This window comes from Pseudoalteromonas sp. 0802 (assembly GCF_013350085.1).
Classification (GTDB): Bacteria; Pseudomonadota; Gammaproteobacteria; order Enterobacterales; family Alteromonadaceae; genus Pseudoalteromonas.
Genome location: NZ_JABVXE010000009.1, coordinates 41,371 through 62,854, shown reverse-complemented (window position 1 = coordinate 62,854; position 21,484 = coordinate 41,371). Strand labels below are relative to the sequence as shown.

At 41.2% G+C, this 21,484-nt stretch carries 18 protein-coding genes and 1 pseudogene; 8 read left to right on the top strand and 11 right to left on the bottom strand.

Features of this window, described 5'->3' with window-relative positions; translation table 11 throughout:
• Window positions 1–426 precede the first annotated feature (426 nt).
• The 7 genes from HUS61_RS14310 to HUS61_RS14280 all read left to right on the top strand — a co-directional run bounded on the left by HUS61_RS14310 (window position 427) and on the right by HUS61_RS14280 (window position 11,844).
• Window positions 427–1,038, top strand: a complete 612-nt coding sequence (locus tag HUS61_RS14310; protein ID WP_063704208.1) for a hypothetical protein — start codon at window positions 427–429, stop codon at window positions 1,036–1,038.
• Window positions 1,038–3,659 carry a hypothetical protein gene (locus tag HUS61_RS14305; protein ID WP_175082884.1) on the top strand — a complete coding sequence of 874 codons (2,622 nt, stop codon included), beginning with the start codon at window positions 1,038–1,040 and terminating at the stop codon, window positions 3,657–3,659. The genes HUS61_RS14310 and HUS61_RS14305 overlap by 1 nt, the downstream gene beginning before the upstream one ends.
• 81 nt (window positions 3,660–3,740) lie before the next feature.
• A complete protein-coding gene (locus HUS61_RS14300; RefSeq protein ID WP_175082883.1) occupies window positions 3,741–4,229 on the top strand; it encodes a hypothetical protein in 489 nt (162 codons plus the stop codon).
• 456 nt (window positions 4,230–4,685) lie between these two features.
• Entirely contained in the window at window positions 4,686–5,267 is a 582-nt protein-coding gene (locus HUS61_RS14295; RefSeq protein ID WP_058584534.1) for a hypothetical protein, read from the top strand.
• A 12-nt stretch (window positions 5,268–5,279) separates the two neighbouring features.
• Window positions 5,280–6,827, top strand: coding sequence for a S8 family serine peptidase (locus tag HUS61_RS14290; protein WP_175082882.1), 1,548 nt, complete (start codon window positions 5,280–5,282; stop codon window positions 6,825–6,827).
• Window positions 6,828–7,023: 196 nt separating this feature from the next.
• Window positions 7,024–8,409 carry a tRNA 5-hydroxyuridine modification protein YegQ gene (yegQ, locus tag HUS61_RS14285; protein ID WP_054562626.1) on the top strand — a complete coding sequence of 462 codons (1,386 nt, stop codon included), beginning with the start codon at window positions 7,024–7,026 and terminating at the stop codon, window positions 8,407–8,409.
• 126 nt (window positions 8,410–8,535) lie between these two features.
• Complete coding sequence (locus tag HUS61_RS14280) at window positions 8,536–11,844, top strand: EAL domain-containing protein (protein ID WP_175082881.1); 3,309 nt, start codon at window positions 8,536–8,538, stop codon at window positions 11,842–11,844.
• A gap of 2 nt (window positions 11,845–11,846) precedes the next feature.
• Here the strand turns inward: HUS61_RS14280 and HUS61_RS14275 are convergent, their stop codons facing one another.
• The 5 genes from HUS61_RS14275 to HUS61_RS14255 form a co-directional block, all read right to left on the bottom strand.
• Window positions 11,847–12,260, bottom strand: a complete 414-nt coding sequence (locus HUS61_RS14275) for an Rrf2 family transcriptional regulator (protein ID WP_175081092.1) — start codon at window positions 12,258–12,260, stop codon at window positions 11,847–11,849.
• A 1-nt stretch (window position 12,261) separates the two neighbouring features.
• The gene (locus HUS61_RS14270; protein WP_175081091.1) at window positions 12,262–13,182 is read right to left on the bottom strand and encodes a DMT family transporter; all 921 of its coding nucleotides are present in this window, start codon (window positions 13,180–13,182) and stop codon (window positions 12,262–12,264) included.
• Window positions 13,183–13,280: 98 nt separating this feature from the next.
• Window positions 13,281–13,991, bottom strand: coding sequence for an AraC family transcriptional regulator (locus HUS61_RS14265; protein WP_306464835.1), 711 nt, complete (start codon window positions 13,989–13,991; stop codon window positions 13,281–13,283).
• Window positions 13,992–14,050: 59 nt separating this feature from the next.
• Entirely contained in the window at window positions 14,051–14,653 is a 603-nt protein-coding gene (locus tag HUS61_RS14260; protein ID WP_175082880.1) for a LysE family translocator, read from the bottom strand.
• Window positions 14,654–14,679: 26 nt separating this feature from the next.
• On the bottom strand, window positions 14,680–15,510 hold the full coding sequence (locus HUS61_RS14255; protein WP_175082879.1) for an AraC family transcriptional regulator: 831 nt from the start codon (window positions 15,508–15,510) through the stop codon (window positions 14,680–14,682).
• Between the two features lie 274 nt (window positions 15,511–15,784).
• Between HUS61_RS14255 and HUS61_RS14250 the strand changes: the two genes are divergently transcribed.
• Window positions 15,785–16,639, top strand: a complete 855-nt coding sequence (locus HUS61_RS14250; RefSeq protein ID WP_175082878.1) for a DUF417 family protein — start codon at window positions 15,785–15,787, stop codon at window positions 16,637–16,639.
• Between the two features lie 38 nt (window positions 16,640–16,677).
• On the opposite strand, the gene HUS61_RS21490 is transcribed toward HUS61_RS14250, so the two are convergent.
• From HUS61_RS21490 to HUS61_RS14225, 6 genes and pseudogenes are all read right to left on the bottom strand, one after another.
• A complete protein-coding gene (locus HUS61_RS21490) occupies window positions 16,678–17,562 on the bottom strand; it encodes an alcohol dehydrogenase catalytic domain-containing protein (protein WP_258536022.1) in 885 nt (294 codons plus the stop codon).
• Window positions 17,563–17,622: 60 nt separating this feature from the next.
• Window positions 17,623–18,429 (bottom strand): annotated as a pseudogene (gene dkgB, locus HUS61_RS21685) (2,5-didehydrogluconate reductase DkgB); the annotation flags it as partial.
• A gap of 273 nt (window positions 18,430–18,702) precedes the next feature.
• Window positions 18,703–19,905 carry a low temperature requirement protein A gene (locus HUS61_RS14240; protein ID WP_175082877.1) on the bottom strand — a complete coding sequence of 401 codons (1,203 nt, stop codon included), beginning with the start codon at window positions 19,903–19,905 and terminating at the stop codon, window positions 18,703–18,705.
• A gap of 12 nt (window positions 19,906–19,917) precedes the next feature.
• Window positions 19,918–20,283, bottom strand: coding sequence for a hypothetical protein (locus HUS61_RS14235; protein ID WP_234003601.1), 366 nt, complete (start codon window positions 20,281–20,283; stop codon window positions 19,918–19,920).
• Window positions 20,284–20,292: 9 nt separating this feature from the next.
• Window positions 20,293–20,841 (bottom strand): redoxin domain-containing protein, encoded by a 549-nt coding sequence (locus HUS61_RS14230; RefSeq protein WP_175082876.1) that lies wholly within the window; start codon window positions 20,839–20,841, stop codon window positions 20,293–20,295.
• 9 nt (window positions 20,842–20,850) lie between these two features.
• Window positions 20,851–21,432, bottom strand: coding sequence for an NAD(P)H-dependent oxidoreductase (locus HUS61_RS14225; RefSeq protein ID WP_175082875.1), 582 nt, complete (start codon window positions 21,430–21,432; stop codon window positions 20,851–20,853).
• Window positions 21,433–21,484 lie beyond the last annotated feature (52 nt).

The following is a 21,484-nucleotide window of genomic DNA, read 5'->3' as shown; positions in this document are numbered from 1 at the left end:
GTCAGCGGGTTTCTCTGCTGACATACCTAATCTCTACTCGCTTAGAACGTGCTCACTTAGCTAAGCTAATTGCTATTAATTTACCATTCCCATAATGCATCTTAAAAGTGTAAAAACACCAACTGTTATTGTTAACCTTTTGTTCACTTTTGTGCGGGTAAGCTAATTTTCGATGATAAATTGGGGGTATTTTAAATCATTAAAAATCAATAATATCTGCTTTTAATTTGAATCTTTAATCTATCTTTTCAGAGAAAAATAGCAACAATAAAATTGTAATCGAAATGTTAAATTTAAGTGTACAAAACGCTACATGGTTTTTCGTGAATTCCTGAACTTATTCAATCATAAAATATTAGTGAATTGATTTTTTCTAAACAAAAAATCTTACTTTCATTTTAATTTGAATAATCAAAGGAGAGAACAATGAAACTACGCAGTGCACTTTCTAAGTTGTCATGCGCGTCAGCTTTTGCACTTGGCACAATGCTGACTTTGAGCCCCGCAGCCAATGCAATGAAACTAAAACAACAAAACTTACAAGAGATGGCTGTTGAGTCACAGAGCATTATTGCTGGCCAGGTGGTAAGCGTAACAGATGGTTTTGATAACAATCGTCCCTATACCGAAGTGACTATTCAGGTTTCGTCAGATGCAAAAGGCAAGTTAAAAGACGATTCAAATTACACTTTTCGTCAGTTTGGCCTGATAAAACCTCGCTCTATGGGCAATGGCAAAGTGTATTTAGGCGCAACGCCTGAAGGTTTTTCTAAATGGCAAGAAGGCGAACAAGTGATTGCCTTTATGTATAAGCCAGCATCAATCACAGGGTTTCAAACGACCGTAGGCCTTGCTCAAGGTAAATTTGTAGTGCGCAATGGCAAAGTAGAAAACATTTTTGCTAACAAAGGTGTTTTTGAAGGGTTAGATACCAGCAGCTTATCAGCAGAGCAACAAAATCTTTTAACCACACCAGGTGCAGTCGATGTGGGAGTTTTTATGGATTTAGTAGGTAAACTGTCTGGAGTACAACAATAATGAAATTTTCTAAAATCGCAGCAGCATTAACCCTTGCAACTATTTCGACAGGTGCGTTAGCCGGTGGCCCACTCTATATTCATGAACCGACAATGCAGCCATATAAATGGGACACCTCAAAAGGCAGTATTCCAGTGTGGACAGATGGCGGCCAACTTATCAAAGATAAAGACGGTAACGATGTCGAAACCTTCACTGTACTTGAAAAAGGCACTGTTTTTAACGTTGATGTTACTTTACCTGATGGCACAGTGATCCCTGCATACACTGAACTGGACCGAGATTATACATTTTTAACGATTGAGCAAGCCAACAAAGTAACGGCGAATGCTGTGAAAGAGTGGTCTGATGTAGAAACGTCGACCTTCGAGATGTCAGTACAGGGCACGATTTTTGAGAAAACAGGCATTGCGGATGTGACTGCAGAAAATGTTGATCAAATTTATGGTGTTGAGAATGGTTATGGCTTTTGGGTCAATTACGACACTGATGGTGGCATTTTAGAAAACTATTTTGGTGTGCCAAGAAGCGCTGTTTTAGGTATTGCATTCCCTGAATGGGCCGACGAAGAAACTGGCGAAATTATCGAAGCGACAGCTTTAATGAATGGCTGGTTTGTTGATATTAGTGATACCGATGGCACGCAAGTTGGTGGAGTATTCACCCATGAGTTTGGCCATGCGATCAATATGTCTCACTCGCAAGCAAATGGCCATTTAGTGTATATGTCGGCAAGCTATAGTCCGCAATACGACGGTGTACCAGGTTGTGAAGGTGTCACTAAATTTACCAGCTCTAGTATGTTAGATTATTCTGCCATTGAGACGATGTTCCCGTTTATTAATGTGCGCGGCAGTGCTGGTGCAAATCAACACACCATTAATGTGAAAGATGACATCGTTAATATCTCAGATCTTTATCCTACAGCGCAGTACCAATCACAGTTTGGCTCTATTCAAGGTAAGCTCTTAACAAAAGAGGGAGTAGAGTACTCAGGGGTGAATTTAATAGCGCGTAACCTTGATAACCCTTACGAAGATGTGATCAGCCAACAGTCAGGTAACATGACACAAGGCCGTATCGGCCCAGATGGCTCATTTACCATTAATGGCTTAACGCCAGGTGCTCGTTATGCTCTTTATACTCAAGAGATCAATGCCGGTGGTTATCCAACTCAGCAAACGAATATTCTTTCTGAAGCTGAATATTGGAATGACAACGAAAGTGCAAACCCGGGAATAGATAATGCCTGTGCGATGACAGAGATAGTTGTTTCAGCGGGTGAAACTAAACAAGTTGAGATGTTCTTCAACGGTTATCAAGATGGTATTCAATATACGCCACTGATTTCAGCGTTTGTAATGAATCACGCTAAAAACGGTAAAAAAGCACTTGGAACAACCTCTTCGGGTATTCCTTTCTTATACGACAGTGCGACTAATTCGTTTGATACTTTAGTAAGCCCTGATGGCTACGCTTTATTAAGCTCTACAAGCACAGCAATGAACAAAACAGCAACTAAAGCTGCCATTACTGCACACTTTAACGATAATGGCGTGATGCAAGGTGGCGTCTGGGATATAAACTCTGGCAAAGTATCAATGCTTGAAGATTTAACGGGGAATAGTTGCTCGCTTTCAAGTCAGCAGGGGCAAAGCTCACATAGCATCTGGGATATGGATGATGATGGTAAGTTGATTGTTGGTACAACACGCTTCCCATACGATGGTTCAAATCGCTGTGCTGAAGGCGAAGCTGCGCGTTCAGTTGGTATGCCTACTGTTTGGGATGCAAACACGGGTAAAGCAAGCGTTTTACCTGGCACCCAAATGGTTGACCGTACTTATGGTAGCGGTAAAGAAATCGCTATTATGAATGGCGATGAGCAAATTCGTCGTACGGCATGGGCGCGAGCAGATCGTATCTCTGGTAATGGCGAAACCATTACAGGTTCAACGAATGGCTTTACGCAAATTGCTTGGGTGAATGGCGAGCTTGTTGATACCTACACGGAGTTTGGTGCAATCGACAATTCAGTTATTTCTGAAAATGGTCGTTATGTCGCCTTTGGCGCCATCGAAAACCGTCGCCCTGCTGGCGTAAAAGTATGGGATACAGTAACCAATACAACTCAAAAAATTGGTAGCTTACGTTGGTGTGACAACATTCCTGCGATAAGTTTCTGGACCAACTATTGCGACCTAGGCTACAGCCATGAAGAATTAGTTGAACTAGGATTTGGCTTACCTTCAGTGATGGTTCTTGATGCAAATGAGGACTTATCGATGATCACCGGACGTGCTGGTAGCCCTCTATCTGGCGGTTTTGTTGGCGCTATTTATTTAAAAGGTATTGGCTGGATGTCATCAGCAGAGTTCTTTGCTAAGCAAGGTGTTACTGAAGCAAAAGGCTTGCTTACTGATAACATGTTTGGCCTAAGTGCTGATGGTTCTGAGATCATGGCAGGCATTGCTGGCGCAGTGTTATCAATAGAAATTGACGCGAATAAGGCATTTGTATGTGACAACGGCCGCGACCGTGAACTTAGCTTCCCTAAGCAAGTGGTTGATGCGGTGTCGGCAGGTGCTGAATTTGGCCGCTGCGCACATATTAATGACTAATACCATTTTGTGTTATGCGCTTAAAGGTCCGGCTAGGTGGCTGGGCCTTTATTTCAATATCTTTGTAACAAAGGCCTGCTAATGTATAAAAGTTCATTAATAACAATAATATGGTTATGTATTCTAAGCTTTATTCCTGATCAAGCTAGTGCGCAAACCCATCAAGCTGCAAGCTCAAGCAACAAAGGGTTTAATGTTCCTGAAGAGCTATTGACCACATGGGAGCTAGATGAAGCGGCTTCAATGGAATACGCAAAAAAGTCTGCGCACTGGAATGAACATATCGCTAATTTGATGCCGAAACTAATCGCAACAAATAAACAAATTAAGTACCGCTTTAATCAGGATGAAATGGTCACCATTCAGGCTGCAAAAGAGCACGAGCTTGCCATTAGTTTGATTGAGCAAACACTGACGTCATATAAATTCAAATTTGAATTCGACGATAAGCCAAAGCAATTGCAAGTGATAAAAGCCGCAGGTGGGCGGATCAATATTCAGGCCGATGGCCTACTTGGTTATCAGTTCTTATTGTGGAAAAAACGCCGAGAACGCTTAACTGGCGTATAAAAATATCAATGTTAAGGGCTTTGCTGTTAACATTAGCAAATCCAAACCAATTACCCTGGATAGTTAATTGAGTTTGATCTAAAAAGGTGGCCATAGGATTGGTCACCTTTTTTCTTTTCTGTATAAGTCCTTACTTAGTTTAATTTTTGTAGTGCTAAAGTGCTAGTTGGTATCTGTTTTTGTAATATTTAAGTGCTTGATTACATTTTGGTACAGATTGATACATTTTTATATTGTGTAAAAATAATTTTAATATATTGTTAAATAAGGTGTTTTTTTACAGTAAATTTAATCGTTTTTCTTGCCATGGTTATTACCCTTTTTAGTGTGTTGAATTCTCATTTTACTTCCTCTATTACTTGTTTTGTCACTCATAACTAATTGTATAAATTAAATATATTTTATTATTGAGTGGTTTTAGCTGTTTTTAATAAAAACAAACAACAAGGAATTAATATGAAAAAAGCGCAGTTAGGTTTGTTAATCACATCATTCGCTATTATGGGTGGATGTGCAAAGTTAGACGCTCAAGTTAACGCTGGCGGCACTCTTAATTCAAAGGGTGGGGCTGGAAAAGCTGTGTTTACAGCACATGCAGCTCGTTGTGATGGAGAAGTAAGCGGAAAAGTAAATTACAAAGATGTAACTGCATTAGATTGGCAACAATCTGGAGGAGTATCATTTAACGCACAGGTTTATGGTGCAGGCTTATGTAGTGAAGATCCTGTATCACCTGATGGGGCTGAGTCTGGTGATGAGCGATTATTTTGCAAACAAGATATTTGCACTGAGGGGATGTATCAAGTTGAGTTTAATTATAACTCAACCAATCCTAGCTTGCCTGGAGAGGGGGTTGGCTTTGCATGCATGATGGATATTTCTGAAGGTATTAAATCTGGATTTGGTGCAAATGGGTTATTGAATGTGATGTTACTCGAGTCTGGTCCATACCAAGGCTATAACAATGCCGGAACAATAAGTGGCAATGTACAAGTGAAAGATTGCCCAAGTAGCAAAAATGACGACAACGCAGAGTAGAGAAGGAGTTTAATGATGATAAATAAAAAAACAGTTTTAGCGGCAAGCATTGCTCTTGCTTATAGTTTTCCTTCTTTAGCTGATCAATCAATGCGAATTGTTCTAGAAGCAAATAGTAATAAAGCCTCTGCGCTTAAATCTGAGTTGTTATCAAATAACATTAAAATAGAAAAAGAGCTTAGTTCACTAGAAAGTTTTGCAATTTCGATTGATAAAACTCAGTTAGCCAATGTTACAGGGCTTACAAACTTAAAGACTTTTTACCCTGACGTACCAAGAAAGTTAATGTCTGAAGGCGCTTCGCAATATATTCCGTATGGTTTATCGATGGTTCAAGCTGATCAAGTTCAATATCAAGGCGGACAAAGAGTGTGTGTAATCGATAGCGGTTATGCCTTAGATCACCCAGATTTGCCGAGTGCTGGTGTTACAGGCTCAGACGATGGTGGTGCTGGTGTGTGGTATCAAGATCCATTTGGTCATGGCACTCATGTTGCGGGCACGATTGCCGCAATCGACAATGAATTTGGTACGACAGGGATTGTCGATGATCATTCCCTTGATATGCACATTGTGCGTGTTTTTGCAGGTAATGGTAGCTGGGCTTACGCTTCGGATTTAGCCGGTGCGATTGATGAGTGCCAGCAAGCCGGTTCAACGGTTATTTCAATGAGCCTTGGTGGAAAATACTCAAGCCCGATTGAAGAAAAAGCGTTAGATAAAGTTGCTCGTGCAAATATATTAATGGTTGCGGCAGCAGGAAATGCTGGTGAAGCTTCACATAGCTACCCTGCCTCTTATGACAGTGTGATTTCAGTCGCAGCGGTTGATAGCACTAAAAATCATGCAAGCTTTTCTCAGCGAAGCAGTCAAATTGAACTAGCAGCGCCAGGCGTTAATATTTTCTCAACTGTGCCTGTTGACCGCGCGCGCTTTTCAAAATTTAATGTCACGCAAGATACTGTTAATTTCCAATATTATGGTATGGATGGCTCGCGTTTTGGTACTGTGACAGGGGAGCTCGTTGATTGTGGTTTAGGTACTCAGAGCTGTGGAGATGTAACAGGAAAAATCTGTCTAATCGAACGAGGGGAAATTCCGTTTTATAAAAAAGTAGAGCAGTGTGAAGCGGATGGCGGTGTGGGAGTTATTATTCGTAATAATAACCAAAGCCAGCTAATCGGCACTATTAACCCTACTTCTATGATTGCTGGCTCTGTGACAAGAAATGAGGGTCTTAATTTAATGGACAACCTCGGTAAGAAAACCACAATAACAGTCGCTGAGTTTTCAGATCATGACTTTAAATCAGGTACTTCGATGGCAACTCCCCATGTTTCCGGCGCAGCTGCATTGGTATGGAGTAATTATCCTGAGTGTTCTGCAAATGGTATTCGTTTAGCACTGAGGGCATCTGCCGATGATCAGGGGGATATGGGTTATGATCATGCTTACGGCTGGGGCATAGTGCAAGCCAAAGCGGCTGTTGATTATATCGCTGAAAATGGATGTAAAGCATCTAATAACGTATTACGTGGCGGAGATGGCTCAGCCCATTAACTACTCCCCTATATTGTTGTTATGACCAAAGCGCTTATGGCGCTTTTTTCGTTTGTCACCTACTCAACAATAAGCTCTATGAATCAATCATGATCTAGATCAATAAAATTACTGGGCAGGTTATTATACTCCCGCGCTTCATTATCGTATTAATTCATGCAACCGACTTGTACTCGGTTCGATGTGTGGAGCTTTCATGTCGTCACCTATTTTGACCCCTCGCCCTTTTACACCTGAGTTGTTATCACCTGCGGGTAGTTTAAAGAATATGCGTTATGCCTTTGCCTATGGTGCAGATGCCGTATACGCTGGCCAACCTCGTTATAGCCTTCGTGTTCGTAACAATGAGTTTGACCTAGATAATCTGCAAGTTGGTATCAACGAAGCCCATGCGCAAAATAAAAAGTTGTATGTGGTGTCGAACATTGCTCCTCATAATGCCAAGGTTAAATCGTACTTACGCGATATTGAGCCTGTCATTGAGATGCAGCCAGATGCGCTGATCATGTCAGATCCTGGGCTTATTATGTTAGTGCGTGAAAAATGGCCAGATATGCCAATTCACTTATCTGTGCAGGCCAATGCGGTGAACTATGCCACAGTGAACTTTTGGGCTCAGCAGGGTATTGAACGAGTCATTTTATCGCGCGAATTATCGCTTGAAGAAATCGCTGAAATTCGTGAGCTATGCCCAAATACTGAACTAGAAGTGTTTGTTCACGGTGCACTTTGCATGGCGTATTCTGGCCGTTGCTTGTTATCGGGTTATATTAATAAACGCGATCCAAACCAAGGTACGTGCACTAATGCATGTCGCTGGAACTACGATGTGAAACCAGGCACCGAAAATGAAACCGGCGAAATGGTACATAAAATTGACCCTAAAGCGGTGATCCCAACCCTAGGTGATGGTGCACCAAGTAACGAAGTATTCATGCTTGAAGAGCAAGGGCGCCCAGGTGAGTACATGCCTGCTTTTGAAGACGAGCATGGCACTTACATAATGAACTCAAAAGATTTACGTGCAGTTCAATATGTTGATCAACTAACGAAAATGGGCGTGCATAGTTTAAAAATTGAAGGCCGTACCAAGTCTTTCTACTATGTTGCTCGTACTGCACAAGTGTACCGTAAAGCCATTGATGATGCCGTTGCTGGTCGTCCATTTGACGCAAACTTATTTAAAACTCTCGAAAACTTAGCGCATCGTGGTTATACAGAAGGGTTTTTAAAACGCCACGCACATCAAGACTATCAAAACTATGAGTATGGTCATTCGGTGTCAGATAAACAGCAGTTTGTGGGTGAAGTATTAGGTCGCAACGATAATGGCTTAGTTGAAATTGATGTGAAAAATAAGTTCTGTACTGGTCATTCACTAGAATTAATGACACCAAAAGGCAACATCAATTTTAAGTTGGATTTTATGGAAAACAAAAAAGGCGAAGCCATTAGCGATGCGAAAGGCTCAGGTCATATTGTTAAAATTCCTCTGCCAGAAGATATCGATTTAGATCACGCAATTTTGATGCGTAATCTAGATGCCGACCAAGATACCCGTAATCCATTCAAAAAAGCTTAATAAAAGGTGCGCTAAGTCATACTTAGCGCATTGATCTCATCTTTTTTTGGTATTTCACTGTCGTTACTAGTTATTTTTACTATCCTTTTTTCTAAGGGTATTAATTAAACATAGTCAAAAACTATAGTGAAATACGTTGTTCATCCATCACATCAAAAAGAGCTTTTACACACTGTACCTTATATTGCGGTAGGGGTATTGCTGCTGGCTTTTGTTTTGCTACTTGAACGATTAGGTCTTATTGCTGCTATTCCTTTTTATGTAGCAATGCATACGAGCGTCGAATTGTTCTCAGTTGTGATCTCGTTTTTAATTTTTGCAATTGGTTGGAACACGTGGCATTTCACCAATAACTACAAACTGTTACTGCTCTCTTGTGCCATGTTGTGCGTTGCCATTTTTGATTCATTGCACTTTTTAGCTTATGACAGCATGCATGAAGGCGAAGCTGATATGAATCTCGTATTAAGTTTTTGGCTCATTGCTCGGCTGTTTAATGGGGTTGCCTTTTTAATTATTGCAGCGGGGATTTGGGTTAAATATAAACCGTTAAATGCGCGCGCCTTACTTACCTCTTTACTGCTTTTTAGTTTGTTTATTGCAAGCTCTCTTTTTTATTTTCCAGGTTCACTGCCAGAAATCTACATAGAAGGAGTCGGTGGTAGCTATATTAAGTTTTTAATTGAGTTACTCGTTTTAGCGCTTTACGGTGCTGCTGTTTTGATGTTTGCGACACAACTTCGTAAGCCCAGAACAAATTTAAACATTGCAGGAAAAACATTAGTTTGCCTGTTAGCTATTTTAAGTGAGGCCTGTTTTGTGGTGTTTAATGATGCGTCGCACACCACCAACACCCTTAATTTTTTTGGGCATGTGTATAAAGGGCTCACCTACTTTTTACTGTATAAAATCCTTTTTGTTGAAACCGTCACTAAACCGTATGCAGCACTAGATAACTCCTCTAATCAGTTAAAAGCAACACTTACCGCACTGCCAGACTCGGTTTTTGAGCTAGAAAAAGACGGTACTTTTCGTCAAGTCTTCAGTGATAACTCCGATAGCCATGTCTTTACTAAAGAGATGGTTGGGCAAAATATTAGCTGTATGTTTGAAAAATCTGATGCGCAAGATTTTATGCGCACACTTATGGAGGCAAAAAAATCAGCTGTCTGTTTGGTCAATACCTTACCCATTAGCGTAAATGGCTGGGTTATTCATTTTGAATTTTCGATTACCTTGTTCGAGCACGATAATGATGGACCAACGTATTTAGTGAACGCCCGCGACGTGTCAGATAAAGTTGGGCGTATGGCGGCACTTGCTCAGCAAAGTAAATTTAATCGGGGTTTATTACAGCTAACCGAAATTTCGTTTCAAGACGATCAAGATGTGTTGTTGAATTATGCAGTTAATCAAGCCCTCGAAATTACCAATTGCGATGGCGCAGCTTTGTTTATTTGTAACGAACAAAAGCAACATGATTATCGAGCCGAGAAAGGTAATGTTTTTGATGTGTGCACTGAAAAGTTACAAGGCAAAATTGCGGCTGGGCAAGCTGTCATTGTTAACCGAAAACATGCAAAAGAATACGGGTTACCTGGCGACTCTAACTCATTGTTAGTGGTGCCCGTGATACGCCATAGTCAGTGCCATATGGCCATTATTTTACAGCATCAAACTAAAGTGTTTAGTGTGCAAGATAAAAACATGCTAACGGTTTGGGCCGAGTCAGTGTGGCAATGGTTTCATAAAATTACTCTTAACAAACGCATGCACATATTGTCTCAAGCGGTTGAGCAAAATCCACACCCCATTATGTTTACCAATACAGATGCAAAAATTGAGTATATGAATCGTGCTTACCTTGATATGTGTCAGTACGAGTATGATGAACTAATAGGTCAGAGCCCGCATAAAATCAGTGCCGGTCAAACTGAACCAGCTGTTTATCAAACAATGTGGGAGCACTTAAAAAATCGAAAAGCCTGGGTGGGTGCTTTGGTTAACATGACCAAGCACGGTAAAGTGATTGTTGAGCAGACTACCATTTACCCATTGAAGGATCAGCAAGGGAAGGTGAGTAACTACATTTCGTTTCAGCATGATGTGACCAAAGAAGTCGAAAGTGAAACCCTTATACATCAACTTTCTTATTTTGATCAGCTAACGGGGCTTGCAAACCAGGACAAGTTGCAGATGGAGTTTGAGCAAACCATTAAGCTTCAAGCTGATGCAAAGGCAGCCTTTATTTTAATTGGTTTAGATAACTTTAAAATTCTCAATAAAGCATTGGGTATGGCAAGTTGCAACCTTGTATTACAAAGCTTGAGTGCGCGAATTTGTAACTTTATGGGTGAGCAGATTATGGTTGCACGACTACAAGGCGACCGCTTTGCATTTATCACGCCTTATACTTCCACTGGCGCTATAAATAAAAGTACTCACGATTTATTAAAAGTGCTCAGTGAGCCGCTGACGATTAATGATGAACTCATTGTTGTTACAGCATCGGTGGGGGTTTCCCTGTTTCCAATTGATGGTAAAGAGTTTGAGCCGCTATTGCAGATGGCCGAGTCAGCGATGTTTGAGGTTAAAAGGCAGGGTAGAAACAATGCGTTATTCTACGCCGAAGAAATGAATAAATCTGGGCTTAGGCAATTACAAATCATCAATGCCCTTAATTATGCCCTTGAAAATAATGAGCTTTATTTAGTCTTTCAGCCACAAATTGATATTGCCTCAGGTGCTGTGGTGGCTGTTGAAGTATTATTACGTTGGCACAGCGAAACATTAGGCAATGTATCACCTGCTGAGTTTATTCCCATTGCTGAAAGCAGTGGCCGCATTAGCGAAATTGATGACTGGGTATTCGAAAATACCGTTAAAACAATTCGCCAGTGGCAAGATGACAACATGCCAGCAATGACCTTTGCAATAAATCTATCGGCAACGAAGTTTGTTAAAAAGCAGCTGCTTGGTGATTTAATTTCGGTGTTGCAAACTTATTCTATTGAGCCTGAATGTATTGAGCTTGAATTAACGGAAACCATTGCCATTGGTAATCCTCAGTTTGCTTTAAGTACGATTACAAAACTGCGTGAAGCAGGGTTTAAAATGTCGATTGATGACTTTGGCACAGGCTACTCATCAATGAATTACTTAAAAGATTTTGCTCTCGATAAGCTCAAAATCGACAAATCATTTATTGATGATTTAGAAAACCCCAGCGATGCTGACAAAGCAATTGTTAAAGCTATGATTGATTTAGCCAGCGCGTTAAATATGGAGTCAATTGCTGAAGGCGTTGAAAGCGAGCAGCAGCTGAACATATTGAAAGAGCTTGAGTGTTCTCAAGTACAAGGCTATTACTTCAGTAAGCCCCTGCCAATTACAGTGTTGTATGAGTTTGTGGAGTCACCAAGTTTTTCAAGGTAAGCCTACTTTTTAAATTGACTGGCAAGGTCTGCAAGCGACACTTCAGCAAAACGTTTTAATAACAGTGCTTCTGCATCATCCATTGCGTTTTGCAGGGCGCTGTTAACTGCATGTTCGATAGGGCAGTTGCTGTGCTCATCGGTTAGACCAATGACAAACAGGTTCTTTTCGTCAAGTGCTTGGTGAATATCAAATAAGGTGATGTCTGTTAAGGGAGTGGCCAGTAGCCAGCCGCCATTGTGGCCTTTTATTGCCGATACATAACCCGCTTGACGCAGTAACGCCATAGTACGGCGCACGACCACAGGGTTGGTCATTAACATGTTTGCTAATGTGTCTGATGTAACAGGGTGGCTGTAACTGTTTAAATGGATCAGCACATGTAAAGCCCGTGATAGTCGGCTGTCTTTTCTCATCTCAAATCGTCAATATGCGTTTTTTGCAGTGTATCACGAACTGCTTAATATTGACCGTTTGAATTACCAAGCTAATGCTCACTAAGCCAATGCCAAACCAGCCAATATGCTGAAATTGCTCATTTAAAATCACAATAGCTAGTACGGTGGCGATAATAGGCTCAAGTAAAGTGATGAGCACGGCTTGGCTAGCCGCTATGGTTTTTAAGCCAATACTAAATAGCCAATAACCGAAAAACATCGGCACTATGGCCATGTAAAGCGCCACGCTGGTATTGGTAACTGTGGCAAAAAGCGCATCTCCAGTGAACAATAACGAAGGCAAGAGTACACATGCAGCGCCGCCAAATAGGCTTGCCATAGTCGCTCTTGAATGAACGCCGTTGCTAATTAAACGTTTGGCAACCCATGAATAGCCCGCATAGGTAAGCCCTGCAATTAAGCCAAGTAAAATGCCGATGTTTTGGCTAAACAACCCCTTAGCAGCAAGATTATGTTCTTTACCTAACGCAATTAAGCCAATGCCAATAGCACCAAAGCAAAAGCTGACTAGCCAGCGAGTTGCAATGGGCTTTTTCTCAATTGAGTATTCCAATAAGACGGTAAATAAAGGGGCGCTGGCAATCGAAACAACGGTGCCTATTGCCACACCAGCGCTATTCATCGAGGTATAAAATGCCAGCGGATAAATAGCCACACAGGCTGAGCCTAGTAGGGTTAGAGGGTAATGCTTACGCAGTGTACTTGCATTGTTTATTAGCTGAGTTAGTGAGGTTATGCAAAGTAATACCCCGCCAAACCCCATCGCAAACGCACCTATTGCAAAAGGGCTAATGTCTGGTGCAAAGCTTGCGGCTGTGCCTGTTGTGCCCCAAAACACACTGGCAACTAAAACGGCAATGGTCGCGATGGTGTGGTTCATTGATGATTCGCTTTAAATTTAAGATATCAAAAGCATAATCAAAATTGATGTGCAGTTTTTGACAAAAAGGACGGTTTTGTTGGCGTTAAAAACTAAAGTTACTTTTTGAATTTACTCGGTGATAAGCCAAAGTACTTTGAAAAACTGCGGCTAAAAGATGAAAGCTCATTGTAACCAACTAACTCACTAATGCGTTGCAACGGGTAGTCGGTATGACTTAGCAAGGCTTGGGCTTTTTCCATTCGCTGTTTGGTTACATAGTTCATGACAGTCAATCCTGTTTGTTGCTTAAACAGCAGCTTAAATTGCGTTGGGCTTAAACAGGCAATGCTGGCAAGGTGTTTGATTTGAAGAGGAGTACCTAAGTGACTGTCAATATAAAGCAGGGCCTCGCTAATACGGCTGTCGACCTTAGGCTGCATAATTTGCTCAGCTAACAGCAAATTGAAGGTGTTAAACATAGCAAGTTCTAATTCACGATTAACCGCTTGCTCAAGTTGCTTTGCCACAAACTGCAAAAATGCCCAAAGTGATAGATTAATAGCAAACACGCAGCGCTCAGCAGTGGCCAGGTTATCTGGTAGCTTTGGCATATCGGCCACCACAAATCGGGCTTCTGGCATTGCGGTAAACAGGTGTGATTGCGAGGCTTTGACAACCACGCATTCACCGGGGGCAACTTTACCTTGAAAATCACCCACACTAATAGCAATCACACCTTTTAAGGGCAGTACTAGTTGATGATAGTCATGGCTATGACTAACAGGCTTAGTACTGTATGAGCGGATAGATAGATTGCCTTGCATCATTTTGTGATAACCGTTTGCTGAATCTCGCTATTATGCCTGTTTGCGAGGGATGATCAATTTTAGGCCATTAACGGGGTTAGCACATGCTCGTAGGCAATCATTAGCGCGACATAAACCAACAAAACAGCCATCAATTTATTAAACACATTAAAAACACCCGTCCGTGATACTTGTTTGCCAAGCACCAAGCCCGCTAACGAGTAACTTGTAGGAGCACCAAAGGCAAGAATGGCTAAAATAAGTGACCAAAATACGATTGCAGCGCCGGTAATATCTGCACTTGGGAACTGAATCGTAGCAATTGGCAAAGTGGCCACCAAGGCTTTTGGATTTAATAGCTGCATAAACAGGCCATCGAAAAAGCTTAATGATGCATCAGCTGATGCATCATTTACCTGTACTTTTGCTTTTGCGACCTTCCAAGCAATATACAAAATATAGCCGCAACCAATTAAGCTCACATAAGGCAAAAACTGCGGGTTGATCACTTGTAAGCCAAGGTAGCCAAGCAGCACAAATAAGATAAACATCGCGCTACCCACGCCAATAAAAAACCCAAGGTGTGAACGTGTTTGTTTATTTAAGCCACTGCTTAAACCAAGTAAATTGATTGGCCCAGGGGTGTACATAATGCCAATAGCATATGCAAAAATATCTGCCATAACAGCTCCAAATCAGTAATTTAGCTCTATCTACGAGCCCATTGCAGTTGAAATTGTTTTGGTGTCATACCGAATACTCGTTTGAAGTTACGATTGAGGTGACTGGCATCTGCAAAGCCAGATTCAACTGCTACGCTGGTGGCATCGCGGCCAACTTGTAACGCTCTACGGGCATAATTAATACGACAGTTCAAAACATATTGATGTGGAGTAATACCGAAGTGCTCGCGAAAGCGGCGGATAAAATGAAACTTCGACATAGTGGCAGCATGGGCAATGTCATCAATAGCAATGTCATTGTCGATATTTGCCAAAATATAGTCTTTTGCGCGCAGTAGTAAGCTATCAACACGAGTGCTTAAAGTTGGCAAATCAAGGCTGCCGTTGAGCCTGACTAAAGACTGTGCCATTTGCAATACTGCAGCTTCTCGCTCTATTTTGCTCGTGCAATCTGTTTGTAAAAGCCTCGATAAGTTAATCACTTGATTACGCAGTAATGGATCAGCATACAAGGTGTTTGCCATACGTAATGTGCAATCTTGCTTATACCCAAGCGCTTTGAACAAAGGCTGAAATTCATCGGGATGAATGTACAGCATTAGATACTCTAGGTTTTGCTCAGTGCCAGAGTGACCATCGTGAATATCTTCAGGATTAAACAAAATGACATTGCCAGGTACGCTTTTATAAAACGCATTACGACAAAAGAAATCTTGCCGCCCCTGTAGGGTAATACCAATTGAATACTCTTCGTGAGCATGTTTTGCATAGGTAAAATCACTCATAGTCGCAGTCAACATCGAGATGCTCTGATGCTGTTCGTTGTTGATGTACTTAAAGTGATTGTCTTTGCTCACAGATGCTCCTGAAGGTTGTGCGCTTCGTTATTATTCCTACGCCAATATAGCGAAGCAGGCAACCTAAAAACTTGAACAAAATTGCTGATATTGAATGGGAGAGATTTATTTTTGCCTAATTAACAGCGAATAACGGCAAATAGCTGCGATGTTTTTAGTTTTTTTTCAGTTACCTAGATAAACTAATACTCAGACTTTTCTTATTTTTTAATTCAGCGTGAATGTTTTTATCCCTAACTGAGGTCTTTTAAACAAGCAGTAGAGAGGGGTTTAAATGAATTTACGTACATCAAATAATTTAGTGGTTGCACTTATCACCATCAGTTTTTCGTTATTGGGTTTGTCTTTTATCTTGGGAGCAAACCCCAATGCCATTGGCAGTATTTTTTCGTTCTATAAATTAGACGCTCAGTTGCCAGCTCACATCATGAGTATGATCGCAGGCTTTGCATTTTGCTTTGTTGGCGTTACCTGCCTTCATTCACATTTGGGGTTTATTAATAGAGCGCTTCCGACCATCACTGCAATTGCTATATCAATGCTCTGTTTGATTACGCTGTTTGGCGCTAATCGTTGGCTTGCAAGTGAAGGGGGCTTTCCTGTAATTGGGTCGGGGCAGGGGATCATTAAGTATTTTGCTGTTATTCCACTGTTTTTATTTGTGTTTTACAAAGATGCTTTGAGTGATAAAGCGCATATTGCTTTAAATTATGCATCGGTGGCATTAGTGCTGGTTTGGATTGGCGCCATGAAGTTTTTTGCTTTTGAAGCAAAGGGGATTGTAACACTTGTCGAAACATCGCCGTTTATGTCGTGGTTATATCAGGTTTTTAGTGTGCAGGGTGCATCGAATGTAATTGGTGTATTTGATATTGTCAGTGTGCTGTTGCTTTGTGTTGGCTTGTTGATTAAAAACAATAAGTTAATAGTATTGGCAGGGCTTGCCTGTTGCGCTGTTTTTATCATGACGCAAACATTTTTAATTACCGCACCGAATGCGCTTAGCAGTTTGACGGTTTTAGCAGGACTTGGTCAATTTGTGATTAAAGATCTGTGGTTTATTGCAAACTTAGTGATTATTTATCATCTAGCTGTAATCAATAATACAGCCAACGAAACAGTCGCATAAAATAAAAAAGGCCTCAGAAGAGGCCTTTTAAATGATCACTAAACAACTACAACGGCTTTTTGCTTTTGAACTTTAGAAAACTCAAGCGCATCGTTGAGATTGTTAAATTCAAAGTCTGTAGGTTCTTCAACATTTAAAGTACCCGAAGCAATGTCATTAAGGAGCTTTTCGCCATCACTTACAAGACGTTGCCATTGCTGTGTATCACCATAATCGTGTAATGCACCAAGGGCAATTTCATGATAAGAAATAGTGCGTGTGAATGGCTCATCGACTGGGGTTTCAATACGCCCTAAAATACTGATCACATGACCATTTGCTTGTAGGAGTGGCACTAACTTTTTAGCTTCTTCAGGGCCATTAGCATCAAAGAGTGCAAAGTAGCCACCTTCAGACGGTGCGTCGCGTAATACTAACTTAACGCCAAGCTTTTCTGCTTGCTCTGCCGTTAAGCTTTTTGATAATGCATGAACTTCAAAGCCACTGTGGTTCAGCATTTGCGTCAGCAGTTTATTAACAGCTCCCATGCCGGTAACTAATACTTTTTCGCCTTTGCGTAATGGTATTTTGCTAAAGGCTTGCCACGCAGTAAGCAGTGGGCAAGGCAATGCAGCAGCAACATTAGCAGCTAACTCTTTTGGTAACTGCATAACACGTTCAGCATAAAGAACCGAGTGCTTAGCAAAGCTGCCGTTTTCACTTAAGCTATGATGATAAGCGACTGTTTTACCAATTAGTTTGCTATCTACGCCATCGCCTACCTGCTCAACAACCCCAGCACCGTCTACGCCAGGTGTGTGTGTATCTGGCCAATTAATAGGATCAGCTTGAATAAACTTCCAATCAACTGGATTGATACCAATCGCAAGGTTACGAACTAAAATTTGCCCTGCTTTAAGTGCTGGTACAGCTTTTAATCCCAAAGTGAGCGCTTTATCAGCCCCTTGAAATTGCCAAGCATAAGTTGTTTTTACTTCATCATGATCCCAGTCAGGAGCAAAATCCGGGTTTGCTTGCCTGTCGCCGCAGCTAAGGGCATCAATTTGATTAATCTCGTCTTGGCTTAAGCTAAGCGAAAGGGCTTTTAAGTTGGTAGCCATATTTTCGCGTTTGGTCGATGACGGTATCGTCACCATGTCATGAGCTAACTCCCAAGCAATGACCACTTCAGCAGTGCTTACTTGGTGTTTGTTTGCAATCGCTTTAATGGTTGGATCTTTAAGTACTTTACCTACCGCAAATGGCATATAGCCGGTAACGAGAATGTCGTTTTGCGTACAAAAATCACGTACCTTTTGGTTGGTTAGGTAGGGATGTACTTCTACTTGATTGGTAAATAACGCGCCTTTTGGCAAAATACTTAAGGCTTCTTCCATTTGTGCAATGGTAAAGTTTGAAACACCAATTTCTTTAGTCAAACCAAGCTCTTTTGCTGATTGTAACTCGGTTAAATACTCATCCATGCTTTCGCCATTGGCAGGGCTTGGCCAGTGAATAAGCAGTAAGTCGATGTAATCTAGTTGGAGCTTAGTCAGGCTTTCTTTTACGCTGTTAATAAAGTCCGTTTTATTTAACTTATCATTCCATACTTTGGTGGTAATAAATAACTCACCACGTGCAACACCACTGTCTTTAATCGCTCGGCCAACAGCTTCTTCGTTACCGTAAATTTGCGCGGTGTCGATGTGTCTAAAGCCCTCTTCAATAGCTGTTAGCACACTTTGATATGCAACTTCGTCTTGTAATCTAAATGTACCAAAACCCAGTTTTGGCATAATTGATTGTGACATCATAACTCCTTAATTATGGAACTTGGGCAAAACATGTTCGCCGATGTGCTTTAATGCCCATTCGATGGGTAATTCGTTACGTCTAAAGTGCAGGCCAATGTGATTCACACCGGCATTTCTCATTGCCTTTAGTTCTGAGATGAGTCCGTTGACGCCTGTTTCAACCCCTAAAGAGGGGCGATTGAATAGCGATATTATTGCTAGGAAAGTCTTTGCGAAAAACAGCAGGGATAACAAAACACCTTTGTCGTTTTTGCAAAGGTGTTTTAATCGTTATGAATTAGCTTCTTCTTTTGAAAGGGTAAAGTATGCGCGAGTGACTGGGTAGGCAATTTGTGAAATCAGTGCTGTGCCCCAAAGTAAGTTGCCAATGAGCGAAGGCACATGGGGTAAAATGGGAATGGTAACTAAAGCGAGTATAACGCCAAACATTCTTACTTTAGCTGTTGCAAAACGATGGGCTACACGGTGTTCGATCATTAACTGGATCCACAATAAGCTCAATAAGTAGCCTGCTAACCCTACACAACCAATGACACCATATTTAAGTGGGTAAGGTTGCCAAAACCCGGCTTTCACTTCGCCGGCGAGTGCAACGCCAACCATAACTGCACATAGCATTAAAAATAGGTGAGCTAACCACCAACTTACGAGTGTCCATTTATGCTGATTCTTAGGTTTACCATTGCCAACAAAATCAAAGTAAATCCAGCATTGCACAAATACTGCAATACCACCAAACATAAAGTTTGCTAGTACAGTGGGGTCGACTTTATAAATTCCTTTTTCAGATAAAGTAATCACCAATTTAAAGAAACCTTCGCCTACGACAATGAGCAGCAAAAGGGCAAAGCGCTCAGACATATGCCCAAGGCGTGGTAAAAAACGTTTATTTTCAAGTACACCAATTTTTGGAGCCATGTATAAAATTTGGATTGCGGCAATCGCAGTGCCAAATACCCAATAACGATAGGGTGCAGGCATAAAAGCTGCGGTTGCAAAGATGATAGCAAGAGCAAAGTAATTACGGCTCACACTGCGTGCTAATTTAGTTGATTCGATCCCCAATTGATTGGTGCGATGAAATAAATACGCTGTAATAAGTCGGTTTGCGGCATAGGCCAATGCAAAATATGTCCAGCCTTTGTCAAGTACATGAGGGATCGAGGCTGCCATAACCATGGCGGTGACAATTTGGCAGGCCATGATCAGCCGATGTTTTACATCGGTACTGACATAGAGTGAGTTAAAAACGCTGGAGTCAGCCCACGCGAACCATACGGTGATGAACAAACCTGCAAAAGTAAGAAAACCACTTAAATGTAAGTGGTCGCTTAAAAAATTACCTAGCAAAAAAATGATTACCACATGGATAAGGTCATAAAATAATTCAACCCAATGAACATGGTCATGTGAACTTTTTAAATCTAGGTGATGCTTAGGTAAGCGCCACATTGGGTGGTTTTCTAATGCCATAGTTGATCCTACCTATTTCCTTTCGACAATAATTGCAGTGATGGTGGTTTCACCCTCATTTTTGACTTGATGAGTCCATGCGTCATGCCACATCACATAGCCATTGGGGATCTCAAGTGTTGTTTGTGACTCTTTTGTACTGATGGTTGCCTTACCACCCGTCTCAAAGTAGACAGTTTCAGCATTATGCGTGTGCCAATTATCTTGCTCACCTGGTGCTAAAGTCATACGCAAAACAAGTACTTCACTATTATCTAGCAATACTTCATAGTGATTAGGTGAAGCAATATGTGCATGGGGGAGTTGTGCTGAAAAGGCATGTGGTGAGCACATCATTATACTCACCAAACCAATCAGCAAAGTTGTAAATTTGCTCATGGCTACTCTCTACTTATGCATACCGCGAATTGGGTAGTTATTTTTTGGGTCGCGTATCCAGTTAAGCCCACTTACCAAGGTTGCTAAATCAGGTCTTACAAATGGGTTATTAGAATAATCAACCACATGTACATTACCTTGCTCGTTAACCACAAACAGAGCAGGCTCTGCGAAAGGGTGATCTGTTTCTTGCGGTGAACGGGGATCAGATATGTAAGTACCTAATGCTTGCATTTGCTCTGTAGTCAAACCGTAAGCAAGTGGAAATGACACAGATAACTGCTCTAAATGTGCTTCTAACTGCTCTTTGCTATCGCCTGAAACAGCAATTACATCAACACCCGTTTCTAATAGCGCAGCTTTGTACTGCTCTAGGCTGTTTAAATAGCGAGTACATAAAGGGCAATGCTTACCACGATAAACAACAACAAGCTGCCAGCTTGCACCGTGTTGAGGTTGACCAAGAACAGCCTCTTCACCACTCAAAAGTGCAGCACTAATACTAGGAAATGCACTGCCCGGATGAAGTTTATTGCTATAAACAGATTCGTTACTCATGAGTGTTCCTTAAAAGTTCTCGTTTAAGTGTTTTTCAAAGCGCGCAAAGTCGCTGTCGATGTCTGCATTTTTCATCACGTCATAACAGGCGAAAGTAGGTAACCCTTGCATACCGAAAAACTTAAAGTTCATATGCATTGGGAAAACAAGGTCATCAACACTTTTACCTTCAAAAAAGTCAGTGGCATCTGCAAATGATTCTGCAGGTGCATTTAAAGTCAGCGACATCATGTATTGAGTGTTATTTAAGGTGCCGCCTGTACCGTAATTGGCTTTTGGATTGTCTTGATGACGACCATCACCATGGCAAAGCGCTCCACCCATGCCTGCTGTGTACACTTCATCCATGTATTTTTTGAATGACCAAGTCATGCCCATCCAGTTAATTGGTGATTGCAAAAAGACGATATCTGCCCATTGATGGTTCTCAAGTTCAGTTTCTACATCAAATTCGTCTTGTGTATTAACCACACGAGTTTGATAGCCTTTTGCTTGAAAAAAAGCGTCGGCTTTTTCGATTAAAGCAGCATTTAACTTACCTTCAGAAAAAGGGTAATAGTGATGTGCGTTAAGAATTAATACGTTTTTCATAGTTGAGTATCCGTTTGCTAATTACTTTATCGTGTTCAAAATACATTCTGTG